Genomic DNA, 15,835 nt, shown 5'->3' with positions numbered 1-15,835 from the left:
CGACGTGAGTTTTCCTCGGCGCGTGCGGGCGTACGCATATCAGGCGTTCTATCGCATGCCCAGCCCCCTGCGCCGAGCCGCCGTGATCCTGGTCGCCCCGAAATATCTGGTCGGCGCGGTCGCCGTGATCCGCGATGCCGATTCGGGCAACCTGTTGCTGCTGCGCCAGCCCTCCAAGGCCGGCTGGAGCCTGCCGGCGGGCCTGCTCAAGCGGCGTGAAGAGCCGGCCATCGGTGCGGCCCGGGAACTTCTGGAAGAGACCGGCGTACGCATCGACCCCGACGACCTGACCCCGGGCGTCCCCAACGCGATCGTCCACCCCGTGGGCGTGGTCGACACCGTCTTCTTCGGTACGGTCGACGCCTCCCGGGCCACCCTCCACATCGACGGCGGCGAGATCGTCGACATCGGCTGGTTCCCGATCGACGACCTGCCCCGCCTGACGCGCAACACGACCGACCTCCTCTCCCGCTACGACCTCGCCGGCCCACCGGCAAGCAAGGCAGACCGCGACGCGGCCGACCCGGCGAGGGCCAACGCGGACCGCGGCACGGCCGGTCCAGCGGAAACCAAGGCAGACCGCGGCACGGCCGACCCGGCGAGGGCCACGGCGGACCGCGACGCGGCCCGTCCGGCGGGAACCAAGGCGGACCGTGGCCCGGCCACCGTGGACGAGGAGCGGGCGTGACTTCCGTCGCCGGGGTGATCCTGGCCGCCGGGGAGGGGCAGCGGCTGCGGCCGCTCACCGAGCTGCTGCCGAAGGCCCTGTGCCCGGTCGGCAACGTGCCGCTGCTCGACCGGGCGCTGACCCGGCTGGCCGGTCTCGGCCTCACCGGCCCGGCCGAGGTCGCCGTCAACGCCGCCTACCTGGCCGACCAGGTCGTGCGGCACGTCGGCGACCGCGGCCACCTCTCGGTGGAGCCGGACGGCCCGGTCGGCACGTCGGGCGGCGTGGGTCGCCTCAAGTCCTGGATCGACGGCCGCGGCGCCCTGGTCGGCAACGCCGACGCCTACCTGGCCGATCCCACCCGCGAGCCCGGCAAAGACATCGCGGCTCTGCTGGACGGCTGGGACGGCGAGACGGTCCGCATGCTCACCAAGCCGACCCTCCCCGGCACCACGGGCGGCTTCAGCGGCCGCCGTTTCACCGGCTTCTCGCTGCTGCCCTGGCGCTACGTCCGTGCCCTCTCGACCGAGCAGAGCGATCTCGTACGCACGGTCTGGCGCCCGGCCGAGGCCGAGGGCAGCCTCGAGCTGATCCACTTCGACGGCGTCTACATCGACACCGGCACCCCGGCCGACTATCTGCTGGCCAACCTGCACGCCACCCAGGGCGGCTCGCTGATCGACCCCACGGCCTCCGTCACTGGCACGGTCAGCAACTCGGTGGTCGGCGCCGGGGCGCGGGTCGACGGCAACCTGCACCGCTGCGTGATCTGGCCCGGCGCTCAGGTGCTCCCCACCGAGTCCCTGACCAGCACCGTGCGCGCCCCGGGCAACCTCACCGTCCCGGTCTGAACGGGCGGAGCCGATGAGTTCGCGGCTCGGCGGCGGTCTTACCGGTGAAGGGAGACCACACTCATGCAGCGAGACGACGAGAAACTCATCACCGACCTGATCGAAGGCTGGGCGGCCGCCATCCGCGCCGGCGACCTGCCCGCCGTCGTGGCCGGCCATGCCGACGACATCGTGATGTTCGACGTGCCACCGCCGCAGGACGGCGTACGGGGAATCGACGCCTATCGCGAGACCTGGCCGCCGTTCTTCCGCTGGATCGAGTCCGGCGCCGTCTTCGAGATCGTCCGGCTCGAGGTCACGGCGGGCGACGACGTGGCGTTCGCCCATGCCCTCCTACGCTGCGGCGAGCCCGCCGAGCTGGCCGAGCACCCCGACCGCCGGTTGCGGCTGAGCCTGGGCCTGCGCAAACAGGACGGCCGCTGGCTCGTGACCCACGAGCACCACTCGTTCCCGATCACCGACGAGGGCCCCAGCACGGGCGAGGGCCAGGGCTAGTCGGCGTCGGGCAGGCCGATGGCGAAGGCGTCCTCGAGGTCGTGCTTGGAGTAGGCCCGGAACGCGATGTGCGACTCCGTGTTGAGCACGCCCGGCGTCTTGGAGATCTTGCCCGCGATGACCTCGGCGATGTCGTCGAACTTGGCCACGCGGACCACCGCGATGAGGTCGACGTTGCCGGCGACCGAGTAGACCTCGCTCACCCCGTCGAGGGCGGCCAGAGCCTCGGCGACCTCGGGAATCGAGTCGGTGGCGCAGTCGATGTGCACGATCGCGGTGTTCACCTGCGGGCTCCTCGGCTGGGCGGGCGGAGTGGTCGCGACCATGCTATCCGCCGCGGGACGACGGCAAACGAAAAGGGGCCCGCCGAAGCGGGCCCCTCGTCGTCGCTGTGTTACTTACTTACGGCCGGACGTGATCTCTTCGCGGGTGTCGCCGCTGACCGGCGGCATGCCGGGCGAGACCGGAGCCTCGGACGGCTTCTCGACCGGGAAGAAGAAGCCCTTGACCGCCGGCGCCAGGGCGCCGACCCGGTTCATCTTCTTCGGGACGACCCAGCCGCCGTACTCGATGGGCACCGGGTGGCCGTGCTCGTCGACCGGGCCGAGCGGCTGGTGCACCTCGACGAACTGGCCGTTCGGCAGGCGCCGGATGATGCCCGTCTCGACGCCGTGGGCCAGCACCTCGCGGTCGTGCTGCTGCAGACCCAGGCAGACGCGGACCGCGATGAAGTAGGCCAGCGCGGGCAGCACGATCAGTCCGATACGACCGGCCCAGGTCATCGCGTTGAGGCTGATGTGGAACTTGTCGGCGATGACGTCGTTGCCGCCGGAGATGGTGGCCCAGATGAAGAAGGTGACCGCCATCGAACCGATGCCGACCCGCTCGGGGTTGTCGCGCGGGCGCTCGAGCAGGTTGTGGATCCGCTTGTCGCCGGTCTTGCGGGCCTCGAGCCAGGGCCAGGCCATCGGCGCCGTGGTGAAGAAGCCCAGGCCGACCACTGCGGGCCAGAACAGCGGCGGGAGGCTGTAGTCGCCGATGTAGATCTGCCAATTCGGCATGAGCCGGACCAGGCCGTCCATGAACATGACGTACCAGTCGGGCTGCGACGCCGACGACACCTCGGACGCCCGGTACGGCCCGAACAGCCAGATCGGGTTGATCTGGAACAGGCCGGCCAGCAGCGCCACCGTGCCGAAGACAGCCATGAAGAAGCCGCCCTGCTTGAGCGCGTACCGCGGGAACATGCGTTCGCCGACCACGTTGGTGTTGGTCCGCATCGGGCCCGGCCACTGGGTGTGCTTCTGCTTGAAGACCAGGCCCAGGTGAACGCTGATCAGCGCGAGCAGACCGCCCGGGATCAGCAGCACGTGCGCGATGTAGAACCGGCCGATGATCAGGTGGCCGGGGAACTCGCCGCCGAAGATGGACGCCGAGATCCACGTGCCGACAACCGGGATGGACAGCATGATCGCCGAGGCGATGCGCAGGCCGGTGCCGGAGAGACCGTCGTCGGGGAGCGAGTAGCCCGTGAAGCCGGCCAGGAAGCCGAGCAGGAACAGGGCCATGCCGATGACCCAGTTGGCCTCGCGCGGCTTCCGGTATGCGCCGGTGAAGAAGATGCGCAGCATGTGCACGACGATCGACGCCATGAACAGCAGCGCCGCCCAGTGATGCATCTGGCGCATGAACAGACCACCGCGCACCTCGAACGACAGGTGCAGCGAGGACGCGTAGGCCTGCGACATCTCGGTGCCACGCAGCGCCGGGTAGGCGCCCTCGTAGGCCGTCTCCGACATCGACGGGTCGAAGAACAGCGTCAGGAAGACGCCCGTGAGCAGCAGGATGATGAACGAGAAGAGCGCGATCTCACCCAGCAGGAACGACCAGTGGTCAGGGAAGACCTTGTTGAGAAGGGCACGCAGAGGAGTGGAGGCTTGGAACCGCTCGTCTACGCCCTTGGCGAAGGTGACCGGCGCCTGCTGAAGATCGGCTTTGCCTGTTCGGCGCTTCACGGCCGCTCCCAGAAGTCAGGTCCGACTGTGTCTTTGTAATCGGACGTTGCCACGAAGTAGCCCTCCTCGTCCACCCCGAGCGGCAGCATCGGCAGCCGCCGGGTGGCGGGACCGAAGATCGGCTGCGCGTTCCGGGTGATCAGGAACTGCGACTGGTGGCAGGGGCACAGCAGGCGGTTCGTCTGCTGCTCGTAAAGGCTAGCCGGGCAACCGGCGTGCGTGCAGATCTTGGAGTACGCGACATAGTTGCCCCACATCGACCCGGCGTTGCGCCGGTCGGCGTCGGCGTTGTTGCGCGTCTCCTCCGCGTCGTCGGCCCGCAGGTGGATCAGCAGGGTCGGCGAGTCGGCGTACTCGTTGGTGGCGCCGTGCGGGATGCCGGGGAAGACCGTCATCTGGCCGCCGGTGCTGACGTCCTCGGGCCGGATCGGCGTGCCGTCGTCCCGGGTGAGCCGGACCAGGTTGCCGCCGTTCTTGGCCGGGCTGAAGCCGGTGGTGAACAGGTCGGGGTGCTCGGCCTTGTGCGGGTTCTCGATCAGGCCGCCGATCAGCGGGGCCGCCGCGACCAGGCCGATCGGCGCCAGGCCGAAGCCGATCGCGCCCTTGAGCAGCGGCCGGCGCTGGACGCCCTGGTTGAGCTCGTCACCGACGAACAGCATCGTCTGGCCGGTGATCTTCTGCTCGTCGGTCGGGGACGCGCCGTCGTGCCGGGCCTGGATCGACACCTCGTGCGGCAGCAGCTTCTTGGCCCAGGCCAGGATCGCGAAGCCGACCGCGAACAGCGCGATGCCGAGCGAGATGCCGAGCAGCGGCGTGTAGTAGTCGCTCAGCGTGTGGCCCAGCTCGAACCGCCACGGCCAGAAGATGTAGAAGCCGAGGAAGGCGAAGGCGGCCACACCGGCCAGGATGAACAGCAGGGCGATGTTGCGGACGACCCGCTTCTCGGCCTTGGAGTTGTTGCCCTGGAACTGCGACTCGTACGTGATGATCTCGATCTCGTCGCGGCGCAGTCCCTCCTTCACGACGTCGAAGCGGCTGAGCCGCGGGTCGTCGACGTCGACCGGCTCGGGAGCGTCGGGCGCGTCGTGATGCAGCGTGGTCATGACTTCCCCGCAATCCACAGCGACGTGAAGACCAGAAGCGTGATGCCGACGAGGAAGATCGCGACACCCTCGGTGGACGGACCGTACCGGCCGAGGTTGAACAGGCCGCCCGGGTCCTTGTCCTCCTGCAGCTGCAGGGTGATGTAGGTGATGATCTCGCGCTTCTCTTCCGGCGTGAGCTGGTTGTCGCCGAACACCGGCATGTTCTGCGGGCCGCTCAGCATCGCGGCGTAGATCTCCTCGGGCGTCGCGTCGTGCAGCGCCGGGGCGAACTTGCCCGACGACAGCGCGCCGCCGCCACCGCCGAAGCCGTGGCACGAGGTGCAGTTGACCCGGAACAGCTCGCCGCCGCGGGCGATCGCCTCGGGGTTCTCGTCCAGGTTCTCGACCAGCTCACCCGAGGGCAGCTGGGGGCCTCCACCCAGCTCCTGGATGTACTGGCCGAGCTGCTTGGTCTGGTTCTTGTCGAACACCGGCTTCTTCTGCTCGGCCTGAGCCTCCTGGCGGACCATCGGCATGCGGCCGGTGCCCACCTGGAACTCGACCGCCGCCGAGCCGACGCCGATCAGGCTCGGCCCGCGGTCCTCGACACCCTGGCCGTCGCGGCCGTGGCAGGTGATGCAGCTGTTGTCGTACAGCTGCTTGCCCTCGAGCGCGGTGGCCGAGAGCTGCTTCGGCTCGTCGGCGAACGCGCCCGGGGCGAAAGCGGTGTAGACGCCGCCGGCCAGCGCGAGGGCGGCGAGCATGCGCACCGCCGCGCCGATCCGCCGGCGCGCCCGGCTCGGCGCGCCGCGCCGCCGGGAGAACACCCGGAGGCGCCGGCGGGCGGGGGTGTCAGAAGTCATGGGTTGTATCCCTCTGCGTTTTGACCTGATGCTCATGGACGAAGGCGGGGTCTACTGCAGCCAATAGATCATGGCGAACAGCGCGATCCACACGATGTCCACGAAGTGCCAGTAGTACGACACGACGATCGCCGAGGTGGCCTGCGCCGGGGTGAACCTACCCATGGTCGTACGGATCATGTAGACGATGAAGGCGATGAGACCGCCCGTGACGTGCAGGCCGTGGAAGCCGGTCGTCAGGTAGAACATCGAGCCGTACCCGTCGCCGTTGAGCTTGATGCCCTCGTGGACCAGGTTGCGGTACTCGTTGGCCTGCCCGAGCACGAAGATCAGGCCCATCACGAAGGTGATGGTGAACCAGCGCCGCAGCGCGAACACATCACCCTTCTCCGCCGCGAACACGCCGAGCTGGCACGTGACCGAGGAGAGCACCAGGATCACCGTGAACGTCGTCGCGTACGGGATCTTGAGCGCTTCGGTATGGAGCTCCCACTGCTCCGGCGCCGCCGCGCGGATCGAGAAGTACATCGCGAACAGTGCCGCGAAGAACATGAGCTCGCTGGAGAGCCACACGATCGTGCCGACGCTCACCATGTTCGGTCGCGTCAGCGAGTGGATCCTGCTCTTGTCGATGGCTGAGGCCGCTGTCACGAGGCTCATTATTGCCCCGCGATCAGTGCAACGTGCTGCGGGGGGTCGAATTCAGGCACGAGTTGCAGCCCGGAATTACCGGCCGCCACCGGATAGGCCTAGCCTCGGGTGGTGCACCTAGCCGAAATGCCCACACTCGCCGCCGCCGGCGGGGATACTGTTCTTCCGCCGTTCACCGCGGGTGCGATCTTCACCGAGATCCACCTGGGCAGCCTGGTCGCCCTGTTCCTCGTGGTGGCGGCCGCGCTGTACGGCTACGGCGTGTACCGGCTGCGGCAGCGGGGCGACCACTGGCCGGCCGGTCGCACGGTGGCGTTCGTCGCCGGTGGACTCGGCTCGATCGCGGCCGTCACGGTCACCGGCATCGAGGCGTACGACACCACGCTGCTCTCGGTGCACATGGTCCAGCACATGGTGCTGTCCATGGTGGGCCCGATCTTTCTCGCGCTGGGCGCGCCGGTCACGCTTGCCCTGCGTACGCTGCCCGCCTCGCCGCGGCGGCGTCTGCTCGCCGTGGTGCACAGCCGGGTCGCCCGGGTTCTGACGTTCCCGCTGGTCGCCTTCGGCATCTTCGTGGCCAACCCGTTCGTCCTGTACTTCACCGACCTCTACCGGCAGACGCTGCTGCACTCCTGGCTGCACGAGTTCATCCACATCCACTTCATCGTCACCGGCTGCCTGTTCTTCTGGCCGCTGCTGGGCCTCGACCCGCTGCCCAACCGCTGGCCCTACCCCGGCCGCGCCCTGCTCATGGTGCTGTCGGTGCCGTTCCACACGGTGCTCGGCCTGACGATCATGCAGAGCTCGACCCTGCTGGCCGGCGACTACTACAACGGCCTGGGCCTGAGCTGGACCGATCCCAAGGCCGACCAGGTCACGGCGGGCGGCATCCTGTGGGCCGGCGGCGAGATCGTCAGCGTCACGATGCTCGGCATCCTGATCCTGCAGTGGGTGCGCCAGTCCGAACGCGAGGCCCGACGGATCGACCGCGCGCTCGATCGGCAGGAGGCCGAGGAGGCCGCCGGACGGGCCCGCGACGATGCCGCCAAGATCACAAACGGGGCCCCCGCCGACACCCGCGCACCGGGGTCCGACACCCCGTAGTGGTGTCCGTTACGATCGCCGTGCACCTACGACGTGAGCCGAGGCACAAAACAATGAGCGATGCGCAGGTCACTCAGTACACGGTCCTCCTCTACAGCGACGACCCCGCTGTGCGGGACAGGATCCGGCAGGCGATCGGGGTGCGTCCCGCGGCCGACCTCAAGGTCGAGTTCGCCGACGCGGCCACCTGGGAAGACTGCCGGAACCTGCTCGACAAGTACGAGATCGACCTGATGGTGCTCGACGGCGAGGCGGCCCCGGCCGGCGGCCTGGGCATCGCCCGGCAGACCAAGGACGAGTACGCGACTCCCCCGCCCGTCTGCGTCGTGCTGGCCCGCGCGGCCGACCGCTGGCTGGCCGCGTACGCCCAGGTCGACCAGACGCTGGTCATGCCGCTCGACCCGGTCACCACCGGCCAGACCGTGGCCGCCATGCTCCGGGCCCGCCGCAACGGCGCGATCCCGCTGGGCACCCTCGGCCAGATCCCCTGACCAACCCCCGCTGACCCGCATCCCCGGAGGGCCCCGCCATGGGCGCACGCACCTGGCCGAATCTGACGAGCGCCCTGCTGCGCGGCGAGGAACTAGGGACCGCCGACACCGCCTGGGCCATGGGCGAGATCATGACCGGCAACGCCACGCCGGCCCAGATCGCCGGGTTCGCGATCGCGCTGCGGGCCAAGGGCGAGACGCCGGGTGAACTGGCCGGCCTGGTCGACGCCATGCTGGCCAACGCGGCCCCGGTCACGCTGCCCGAGAACGTGCGCACCAGCGCGGTCGACGTGGTCGGCACCGGCGGCGACCGGGCCAACACCGTCAACATCTCGACGATGGCGGCGATCATCACAGCCGCCTCGGGTGTGACGGTGGTCAAGCACGGCAACCGTTCGGCCTCGTCAACCACCGGCACCGCCGACCTGCTCGAGCACTTCGGCATCCCGCTCGACCTGGGCCCCGAGGGCGTGGTGAGCACGGTGGACGAGGCCGGCATCGGCTTCTGCTTCGCCGCCCGCTTCCACCCCGGGATGCGGCATGCCTCGGTCACCCGGCGCGAACTGGGCGTGCCCACCTTCTTCAACGTGCTGGGCCCGCTGACCAACCCGGCCCGCCCCAGGGCGGCCGCGGTGGGCTGCTTCGACCCGCGCATGGCGCCGGTGATGGCGGCCGTGTTCGCCGCGCGAGGCGACTCGGTGCTGGTCATGCGGGGCGAGGACGGCCTGGACGAGTTCACCACGGCCGCGCCGACCCGGATCTGGCAGGCGGCGAACGGCAAGGTCGAGGAACACCTGATCGACTCCGTCGAGCTGGGCCTGCCCCGCAGCGAGCCGGACGCCCTGCGCGGCGGCGACACGAAGTTCAACGCCGACGTGGCCCACCGCACGTTCGCCGGCGAGCCCGGTCCGGTCCGCGACGCCGTCGTGCTGAACACCGCGGCCGCGCTGGCCGCCCAGGGTGGCCTTTCCGGCGACCTGAGGGACACGCTGCGGGCCGGAATAGCCCGGGCCCAGGAAACGATCGACTCCGGGGCGGCGACGGCTCAGCTGGCCCGCTGGGTCGAGGCGGCCCGGAAGGCCAAAGCGGCCGAATAAGCATTCTCACAGCGGACACGCCGGGCTCAATACTCCCAAAAGCCCCAAATACGTGGCAGCGTCGGAATCAGTTTCGGGTAATCCACCTTCCGGCGAAGAGAGGAGCCACCCGTGTCCGATCGCGAACCCCGCTGCATCATCTGCGACGGCGACATGATGTTCGAGGTACCGGCCGAGGAGCTCATCTGCACCCGGTGCGGCGCCGCCGAGGTCGTCGCCCCGGTAGTAGCCCACCTGTGGCTGGGCCTGAACACTCCGCCCCGCCGCATAGCCCCCTTGCAACGCCGCGCCGCGGCCTGAGAAACCACGAAGCCCGCGTCCCCTGGGGGACGCGGGCTTCGGCGATTCAGCTCAGTGCTCGGCGGGGTGCCGGGTGCCCGTGTAGTACTCGAAGATCATGGCGCTCGAAGAGACGATCACCAGGATGAGGCCGACCACCACGAGCCACCACATCCAGAAGACCAGGCCCAGGCCGGCGATCGTGGCGGAGAGGGCGATCCCGAACGGCCAGTAGCTGCCCGGGCTGAAGAAGCCGATCTCGCCCGCACCCTCGGCGATCTCGCCGTCCTCGCGGTCCTCGGGGCGCAGGTCGATGCGGCGGGCGACGAACCAGAAGAAGCCGCCGCACATGGAGCACAGCAGGCCCGACAGGATCAGCGCGACCGTGCCCACCCACTCGACGTGGGTGCCGGTGCCCCGGGTGTAGAAGCCGTAGACGATGGCCGCTCCGAAGAGGAACGCGGCGACGCCGACGAAGATCTTGTATTCGGTGCGCACGCTGTTCCCCTACTTCCCGGCCGTGGCGGCCGTGCCGGCGCCCGCGGCGACCGCGTCCCGCTGGTTCCAGCCGTTCTTCTGGCGCCGCGTGTTGAACGGCTCGGTGGTCGTCGCGTAGGCCGCGTCGCCGGTGTAGCCGATCGCCGCCATCGCCTCCTGCGTGGTGGCGCCGCCCTCTTTGGCCTGCAGGAACGTGTCGAACCGCTCGGGCGCGACCGAGACCAGCTCGAAGTTCATGAAGGCGTGGTACGTGCCGCAGAGCTCGGCGCAGCGGCCGACGTAGCGGCCTTCCTTGTCGAGAGTGATCTCGAAGGTGTTGCGCACGTTGCCCGGGAAGACGTCCCGCTTGAACAGGATCTCGGGGACCCAGAACGAGTGGATGACGTCCTTGCTGGTCTCCTCGAACCGGATCTTGCGGCCGGTCGGCAGGACCAGGATCGGGATGACGTCGGACGAGCCGACCGTCGACGCGACGGTGTTGGCCTCTTCACCGATGCCGTCGCGGTAGTTGAACTGCCAGTTCCACTTGAACGCGACGACCTCGACGACCTGGTCGGGGTTCTTGGACAGCTTGTCCACGTCGGTCTGCACGATGGCCGTGTAGTAGAAGAGCACCGCCACGATCAGCACCGGGGTGACCGTGTAGAGCACCTCCATCGGCATGTTGAACCGCGTCTGGACGGGCAGCTCGTCACCGCGCTTGCGGTACCGGATGATGCACCAGAAGATCAGGCCCCACACGAAGACGCCGACGATGAGGGCGGCGATCACGGAGGCGATCCACAGGTCGTACATCTTGTGGGCCTGCAAGGTGATGCCCTTGCCGGGCCATCCGAAGTGGCCGAAGGCGTCCCCGACCCCCTCGACGGAACACCCCGAGAGCACCAGCAGCAGCAACGACCCGCCGAGACCGAGCCCGGCGACCCGGACTGCCGCTCGCGGCCGTGCGGCCGAACCTTTTGCGCTCACCTGCTCTTGCCTCCTTAGCAGCGCCGCCTCCCGCCCGAAACGGACACGAGTGGCCAGGCGTTACCGACGGTCGCACATTACTCGACCAGGCCCTGTCCCACCGTTGCGGGGTCCGATCTTCAGTGGCGCGCGTATACCCGTCGACAATCGGACGATACCGTTTCGAGAGTGGAATTCACGGGCGATCCGGCCGGTCCGGCCTACCTCGATGCGGCCACGGCCGTCCCCTTGCATCCGGTGGCGCGTGAGGCGTTGCTGGCCGCGCTGGCCGACGGCTGGGCCGATCCGGCCCGGTTGTACTCCGCGGGCCGGCGGGCCCAGCAGCTTTCGGACGCGGCCCGGGCCGCGTTCGCCGAGGCTCTGGGCGTCCGTACGGATGAGGTGTCCTTCTGGCCGTCGGGCACCGCAGCCGCGCAGGCGGCCGTGCTGGGCGCTCTGGCCGGCCGCTCCCGTCAGGGCGACACGCTGGTGCATTCGGCCATCGAGCACTCGGCGGTGCTGCACGCGGCGGCCCGGGGCAAGGCCGTCGAGGTGCCCGTCGACCGCCTGGGCCGGCTCGACCTGGACGCCTGGGAGCGGGCCGTCTCGGCGCCCGGCGTGGCGGTGGCGTCGCTGATCAGCGCGAGTCATGAGGTGGGCACGGTGCAGCCGGTGGCGGCCGCGGCCGGCTACTGCGACGAGTCCGGCGTGCCGTTGTTCGTCGACGCCGCTCAGTCGGTGGGCCGGACGGACGTACCGCCGGGCTGGTCCTTGCTCAGCGCGAGCGCGCACAAGTGGGGCGGTCCGCCGGGCGTCGGCGTGCTGGTGGTCCGCAAGGGTGTGCGCTGGATCTCACCGTACCCGCAAGATGATCTTTATCGCCCGCAGTGGCCCGGCGGGGCCGATCTGCCGGCGGTGGTCGCGGCCGCGGCGAGCCTGCGGGCCGTGCGGGCCGAGGCCGCGACCGAGTCCGTACGCCTGAAAGCGCTGGTCGACCGCATTCGGGAGCGAGTGCCGGCGACGGTTCCGGACGTCGAGGTGGTCGGCGATCCGGAGCAGCGGCTGCCGAATCTGGTGACCTTCTCGTGCCTGTACGTCGACGGGGAGGCGCTGTTGCACGCGCTCGACCGGGCCGGTTTCGCCGTCTCGTCGGGCTCCTCGTGCACGGCGTCGACGTTGCGGCCGAGCCATGTGCTGGAGGCGATGGGCGTGCTCAGCCACGGCAACGTCCGGGTCTCGCTGCACCGGGGCACCACCGAGGCCGACGTCGAGCGGTTCCTGGCCGTGCTGCCGGGCATCGTCGCGGGGATCCGGCGAGAGGCGGGCATGTGATCGAGCTGGACTGCCGGGGTCAGCGATGCCCGCTGCCGGTGATCAAACTGGCCCAGAACATCGGCAAGGTCGAGGTCGGGGACGTCGTACGCGTGCTGGCCGACGACCCGGCTGCGGCCAACGACATCCCGGCCTGGTGCCGCATGAAGAAGCAGGAGTACCTGGGTTCTCCGGCCGAAAATGCGTTCGAGGTACGACGTACAACCTAATTCAGGTATTCGACGACCGGCCCGACCGGATCCTTCGCCAGGTGGGTGTCCACGACCAGGCGCGGGCCCAGGTAGGGCTCGTACTCGGCCTGGCGCTCGAGCACCCGCACCCAGTCCGGCACGCCGTCGTGGTCGCGGGTCTCGTAGCGCTTCTCGACCCGGCGGCGGTGCTCGGCGTCGTCACCGACCACCACCTCGACCACCCGCAGCGGCACGCCGGCCCGCTCGGCCACGTCGACCCAGAGCTGGCGGGCCGCCTTGACCGGGCTGACCGCGTCGATGATCACGTGGTGGCCGATGCCGAGCTGCACCTCGGCCAGCGCGGCCACCGCGCCGTAGGCGGCGAACCCCGGCCTCGGCTCGACCACCTCGTACCGCTGCAGGGCGAAGTCGACCGTGTCGACCGCGAGCACGCACGCGGGCAGCTCGGCGGCCACCCGCGCGGCGAGCGTGCTCTTCCCGACGCCGGGCAACCCGGCGAAGACGGCCAAAACCATGAAACCCCCGGTGGTTACGCAGGCAGGCTCAGCTTCCGGAAGGCAAAAACTGCTTGATCTCGGCGGCCGCGGCGTCGCCGTACGAGTCGGCGAAGCGCTTGGCGAAGTCCTCGCCGCGCACGTCGTACTCCTGGCCGCCGGCCGACTCGAGCACGAGCGCGGCCAGCAGCGAGCCGACCTGGGCGGCCCGCTCGAGGCCGAGCCCCCACGAGATCGCCGCGAAGAAGCCGCCCCGGAAGCCGTCGCCGACGCCGGTCGGGTCCTGCGGGATGACGTCGCGCGCGACCGGCACGTGGATGCGCTCGATGTCGCGGCCGGTGATCTCGACGCCGTCCTTGCCGAGCGTGGTGACCCGGATGCGCACCTGGTCGAGCACCTGGTCGGAGGTGAGCCCGGCCTTCGTCTCGAGCAGCGAGCGCTCGTACTCGTTGGTGAAGAGGTATTCGGCCCCGCTGATCAGCGTCAGCACGTCGCTGCCGTCCATGCGGGCGAGCTGCTGCGACGGGTCGGCCGCGAACTTGTAGCCCCGGGCCCGGCACTCCTGCGAGTGGCGGACCATGGCGGCCGGGTCGTTGGCGGCGATCAGCACCAGGTCGAGGCCGCCGGCCCGCTCGTTCACCGGAGCCAGCTCGATGTTGCGGGCCTCGGCCATGGCGCCCGCGTAGAACGAGGCGATCTGGTTGAGGTCGTCGTCGGTGGTGCACACGAAGCGCGCCGTGTGAGCCACCTCACTGATGTGCACCGAGTCGCAGTCGACGCCGTGCCGCTCGAGCCAGGAGCGGTAGTCGGCGAAGTCGGCCCCGACCGCGCCGACCAGGATCGGGCGCAGCCCGAGCTTGCCCATGCCGAAGGCGATGTTGGGCGCCACGCCGCCGCGCCGGACCACCAGGTCGTCGACGAGGAACGAGAGCGAGACCTTGTGCAGCTGGTCCGCGATGAGCTGGTCGGCGAACCGCCCGGGGAAGTGCATCAGGTGGTCGGTGGCGATCGAGCCGGTGACGGCGATCTTCATGTGGGCCCTCGGGATTTCGGGAACGGGGGGCTTACGTACGCAGCCTACCGGCTCGTGAACGCCAGCAGGCCGCCCCGTGAACGGGACGGCCTGCTGGAGGGTCGTGCTATGCGGCGGCGATCAGTGGAACGAGTCGCCACAGGCGCAGGAGTTCTGCGCGTTCGGGTTGTCGATGGTGAAGCCCTGGGCGTCGATCCGGTCGGCGAAGTCGATCGTGGCGCCGGCCAGGTAGGGCGAGCTCATGCGGTCGACGACGACCTCGACGCCACCGAAGTCGCTGACGATGTCACCGTCGAGCGAGCGCTCGTCGAAGAAGAGCTGGTAACGCAGGCCGGAGCAGCCACCGGGCTGAACGGCGATGCGCAGGCGCAGGTCGTCGCGCCCTTCCTGCTCGATCAGGGCCTTGACCTTCACCGCGGCGACGTCGGTCAGGATGACGCCGGACGGGGCGGTCGCCTCGACCGACTCGGTGTGCGCTTCAGTGGTCACGTGGTTACTCCCTGCCAGGTGCGGACATACTGCCGTACTGGCCAACGCTAGCCCGGATTCCCATGATTCCCAATCCGGGTGGCCTGTTTCACCGGCTCCACTGCTCAGAGATGCGCTCGGACAGCTCACGGAGGCCCCGGGCGGGCTCGTTCATCGCGGTGTCGGTGCTGCCGAAGTGCTCGGTCAGGGAGTACGTCTCGGTGACACCGGCCGAGGCGGCTTCCCGGTAGCCCGTCTCGTTCCGGCCGGCCAGCACGATGCAGGGCAGACCACGGTCGCGGGCGGCGTTGGCGATGCCGGCCACGACCTTCCCGCGCAGCGACTGGTGGTCGAAGGATCCCTCTCCCGTGATCACCAGGTCGGCCGCGTCCAGCTCGCGCTCGAGCCCGATGGCCGTGCTGACCAGGCCGATCCCGGACACGACGCGGCCACCGAGGGCGATCAGCGCCGCTCCGATCCCGCCGGCCGCTCCCCCGCCCGGGGCCTGCTGCAGATCCTCGACCCCGAAAGCCTTTTCCAGTACGCCGGCGAACTGCTCCAGCGCGGCGTCGAGCCGGTACACGTCCTCCCGGCTCGCCCCCTTCTGCGGCCCGAAGACGTTGCTGGCCCCGTGCAGGCCGGTGAGCGGGTTGTCCACGTCCGTCGCGGCGACCAGGCTCACCTGCCGCAGCCGGGGCGTGCCGCCCAGGGAGGCCGCCGCGTTCAGATAGGCGCCGCCGTACGGAAGCGCGTAGCCCGCGATGTCGACCGGCGGGGCGCCCAGCGCGGCCAGCATGCCCGCCCCGGCGTCGTTGACCGCCGAACCACCGAGCCCGATCACCACCTCGGTCGCGCCGGCCTCGACCGCCGCCATGAGCAGCAGCCCCAGCCCGTACGAGCTGGCCGAGTTCGGGTCGCGCTCTTCAGGGGTCAGCAGGTGCAGGCCGCAGGCGTGCGCGCTTTCCACGTACGCCGTGGGCCCGACCAGCAGGATCTCGCCCTCCACGGGCCGGCCCAGCGGGTCGACCGTCGGCACCGGGATGCGGCGGCCACCGGTCGCCTCGGCCAGCACCTCGATGAACCCCGGGCCGCCGTCGGACAGCGGCCGCCTGACCAACTCGTCGGGCTTGGTCCAGCCGGCCACCACAGCCTCGACGACCTCGGGAGCGGAAAGGGTCCCGGCGAACTTGTCCGGACAGATCAGCACGCGCACGCGTACGAGTGTGGCAGGCCACTCTCACGACCACCGATGCCCTTCCCGAGCTGTGCGACG

General features: G+C 69.9%; 18 protein-coding genes and 2 pseudogenes. 9 read left to right on the top strand and 11 right to left on the bottom strand.

The genetic code is table 11. The features are described 5' to 3' along the window. Positions 1–55: 55 nt before the first annotated feature. The 3 genes and pseudogenes from OWR29_RS11330 to OWR29_RS11320 all read left to right on the top strand — a co-directional run. Positions 56–502, top strand: a pseudogene (locus OWR29_RS11330) (NUDIX domain-containing protein); the annotation flags it as partial. Positions 503–684: 182 nt separating this feature from the next. After that, the gene (locus OWR29_RS11325; protein ID WP_267562652.1) at positions 685–1,518 is read left to right on the top strand and encodes a nucleotidyltransferase family protein; all 834 of its coding nucleotides are present in this window, start codon (positions 685–687) and stop codon (positions 1,516–1,518) included. 63 nt (positions 1,519–1,581) lie between these two features. Further along, a pseudogene (locus OWR29_RS11320) lies at positions 1,582–1,974 on the top strand (YybH family protein); the annotation flags it as partial. 35 nt (positions 1,975–2,009) lie between these two features. Here OWR29_RS11320 and OWR29_RS11315 read toward each other — a convergent pair. The 5 genes from OWR29_RS11315 to ctaE all read right to left on the bottom strand — a co-directional run bounded on the left by OWR29_RS11315 (position 2,010) and on the right by ctaE (position 6,627). Next, positions 2,010–2,297 carry an Lrp/AsnC family transcriptional regulator gene (locus OWR29_RS11315; protein ID WP_253242087.1) on the bottom strand — a complete coding sequence of 96 codons (288 nt, stop codon included), beginning with the start codon at positions 2,295–2,297 and terminating at the stop codon, positions 2,010–2,012. A gap of 114 nt (positions 2,298–2,411) precedes the next feature. After that, positions 2,412–4,028 carry a cytochrome bc1 complex cytochrome b subunit gene (qcrB, locus tag OWR29_RS11310; RefSeq protein WP_267562651.1) on the bottom strand — a complete coding sequence of 539 codons (1,617 nt, stop codon included), beginning with the start codon at positions 4,026–4,028 and terminating at the stop codon, positions 2,412–2,414. Beyond that, the gene (gene qcrA, locus OWR29_RS11305) at positions 4,025–5,131 is read right to left on the bottom strand and encodes a cytochrome bc1 complex Rieske iron-sulfur subunit (RefSeq protein ID WP_267562650.1); all 1,107 of its coding nucleotides are present in this window, start codon (positions 5,129–5,131) and stop codon (positions 4,025–4,027) included. The genes qcrB and qcrA overlap by 4 nt, the downstream gene beginning before the upstream one ends. Beyond that, the gene (gene qcrC, locus OWR29_RS11300) at positions 5,128–5,976 is read right to left on the bottom strand and encodes a cytochrome bc1 complex diheme cytochrome c subunit (RefSeq protein WP_267562649.1); all 849 of its coding nucleotides are present in this window, start codon (positions 5,974–5,976) and stop codon (positions 5,128–5,130) included. The genes qcrA and qcrC overlap by 4 nt, the downstream gene beginning before the upstream one ends. 51 nt (positions 5,977–6,027) lie before the next feature. Then, complete coding sequence (ctaE, locus tag OWR29_RS11295; protein WP_267562648.1) at positions 6,028–6,627, bottom strand: aa3-type cytochrome oxidase subunit III; 600 nt, start codon at positions 6,625–6,627, stop codon at positions 6,028–6,030. A 126-nt stretch (positions 6,628–6,753) separates the two neighbouring features. Here ctaE and OWR29_RS11290 point away from each other — a divergent pair, with 126 nt between their 5' ends. The 4 genes from OWR29_RS11290 to OWR29_RS11275 all read left to right on the top strand — a co-directional run bounded on the left by OWR29_RS11290 (position 6,754) and on the right by OWR29_RS11275 (position 9,619). Further along, positions 6,754–7,731: a cytochrome c oxidase assembly protein gene (locus tag OWR29_RS11290; RefSeq protein WP_267563245.1), complete on the top strand. Its 978-nt coding sequence runs from the start codon at positions 6,754–6,756 to the stop codon at positions 7,729–7,731. Between the two features lie 53 nt (positions 7,732–7,784). Further along, positions 7,785–8,222, top strand: coding sequence for a hypothetical protein (locus OWR29_RS11285; protein WP_267562647.1), 438 nt, complete (start codon positions 7,785–7,787; stop codon positions 8,220–8,222). Positions 8,223–8,260: 38 nt separating this feature from the next. After that, entirely contained in the window at positions 8,261–9,319 is a 1,059-nt protein-coding gene (trpD, locus tag OWR29_RS11280; protein ID WP_267562646.1) for an anthranilate phosphoribosyltransferase, read from the top strand. Between the two features lie 111 nt (positions 9,320–9,430). After that, complete coding sequence (locus OWR29_RS11275) at positions 9,431–9,619, top strand: hypothetical protein (RefSeq protein WP_267562645.1); 189 nt, start codon at positions 9,431–9,433, stop codon at positions 9,617–9,619. 51 nt (positions 9,620–9,670) lie between these two features. On the opposite strand, the gene OWR29_RS11270 is transcribed toward OWR29_RS11275, so the two are convergent. Beyond that, the gene (locus tag OWR29_RS11270) at positions 9,671–10,096 is read right to left on the bottom strand and encodes a cytochrome c oxidase subunit 4 (RefSeq protein ID WP_267562644.1); all 426 of its coding nucleotides are present in this window, start codon (positions 10,094–10,096) and stop codon (positions 9,671–9,673) included. Positions 10,097–10,105: 9 nt separating this feature from the next. Further along, positions 10,106–11,065, bottom strand: coding sequence for an aa3-type cytochrome oxidase subunit II (gene ctaC, locus OWR29_RS11265; RefSeq protein ID WP_438872577.1), 960 nt, complete (start codon positions 11,063–11,065; stop codon positions 10,106–10,108). A gap of 168 nt (positions 11,066–11,233) precedes the next feature. Between ctaC and OWR29_RS11260 the strand changes: the two genes are divergently transcribed. Continuing rightward, positions 11,234–12,376: a cysteine desulfurase family protein gene (locus tag OWR29_RS11260; RefSeq protein ID WP_267562643.1), complete on the top strand. Its 1,143-nt coding sequence runs from the start codon at positions 11,234–11,236 to the stop codon at positions 12,374–12,376. After that, positions 12,373–12,585, top strand: coding sequence for a sulfurtransferase TusA family protein (locus tag OWR29_RS11255; protein WP_267562642.1), 213 nt, complete (start codon positions 12,373–12,375; stop codon positions 12,583–12,585). The genes OWR29_RS11260 and OWR29_RS11255 overlap by 4 nt, the downstream gene beginning before the upstream one ends. On the opposite strand, the gene OWR29_RS11250 is transcribed toward OWR29_RS11255, so the two are convergent. The 4 genes from OWR29_RS11250 to OWR29_RS11235 all read right to left on the bottom strand — a co-directional run bounded on the left by OWR29_RS11250 (position 12,582) and on the right by OWR29_RS11235 (position 15,775). Beyond that, on the bottom strand, positions 12,582–13,082 hold the full coding sequence (locus OWR29_RS11250) for a P-loop nucleotide/nucleoside kinase family protein (RefSeq protein WP_267562641.1): 501 nt from the start codon (positions 13,080–13,082) through the stop codon (positions 12,582–12,584). The genes OWR29_RS11255 and OWR29_RS11250 overlap by 4 nt on opposite strands. Before the next feature lie 28 nt (positions 13,083–13,110). Further along, positions 13,111–14,094 (bottom strand): carbohydrate kinase family protein, encoded by a 984-nt coding sequence (locus OWR29_RS11245; protein ID WP_267562640.1) that lies wholly within the window; start codon positions 14,092–14,094, stop codon positions 13,111–13,113. A gap of 120 nt (positions 14,095–14,214) precedes the next feature. Further along, on the bottom strand, positions 14,215–14,583 hold the full coding sequence (gene erpA, locus OWR29_RS11240) for an iron-sulfur cluster insertion protein ErpA (protein ID WP_267562639.1): 369 nt from the start codon (positions 14,581–14,583) through the stop codon (positions 14,215–14,217). 88 nt (positions 14,584–14,671) lie between these two features. Beyond that, entirely contained in the window at positions 14,672–15,775 is a 1,104-nt protein-coding gene (locus OWR29_RS11235) for a glycerate kinase family protein (protein ID WP_267562638.1), read from the bottom strand. Between the last annotated feature and the right edge of the window lie 60 nt (positions 15,776–15,835).

Origin of the sequence: Paractinoplanes pyxinae (assembly GCF_026626335.1) — a bacterium.
Taxonomy (GTDB): Bacteria; Actinomycetota; Actinomycetes; order Mycobacteriales; family Micromonosporaceae; genus Actinoplanes; species Actinoplanes pyxinae.
Note: the sequence above shows the minus strand (reverse complement) of the source record. Positions and strands in the feature narration are given on the sequence as shown.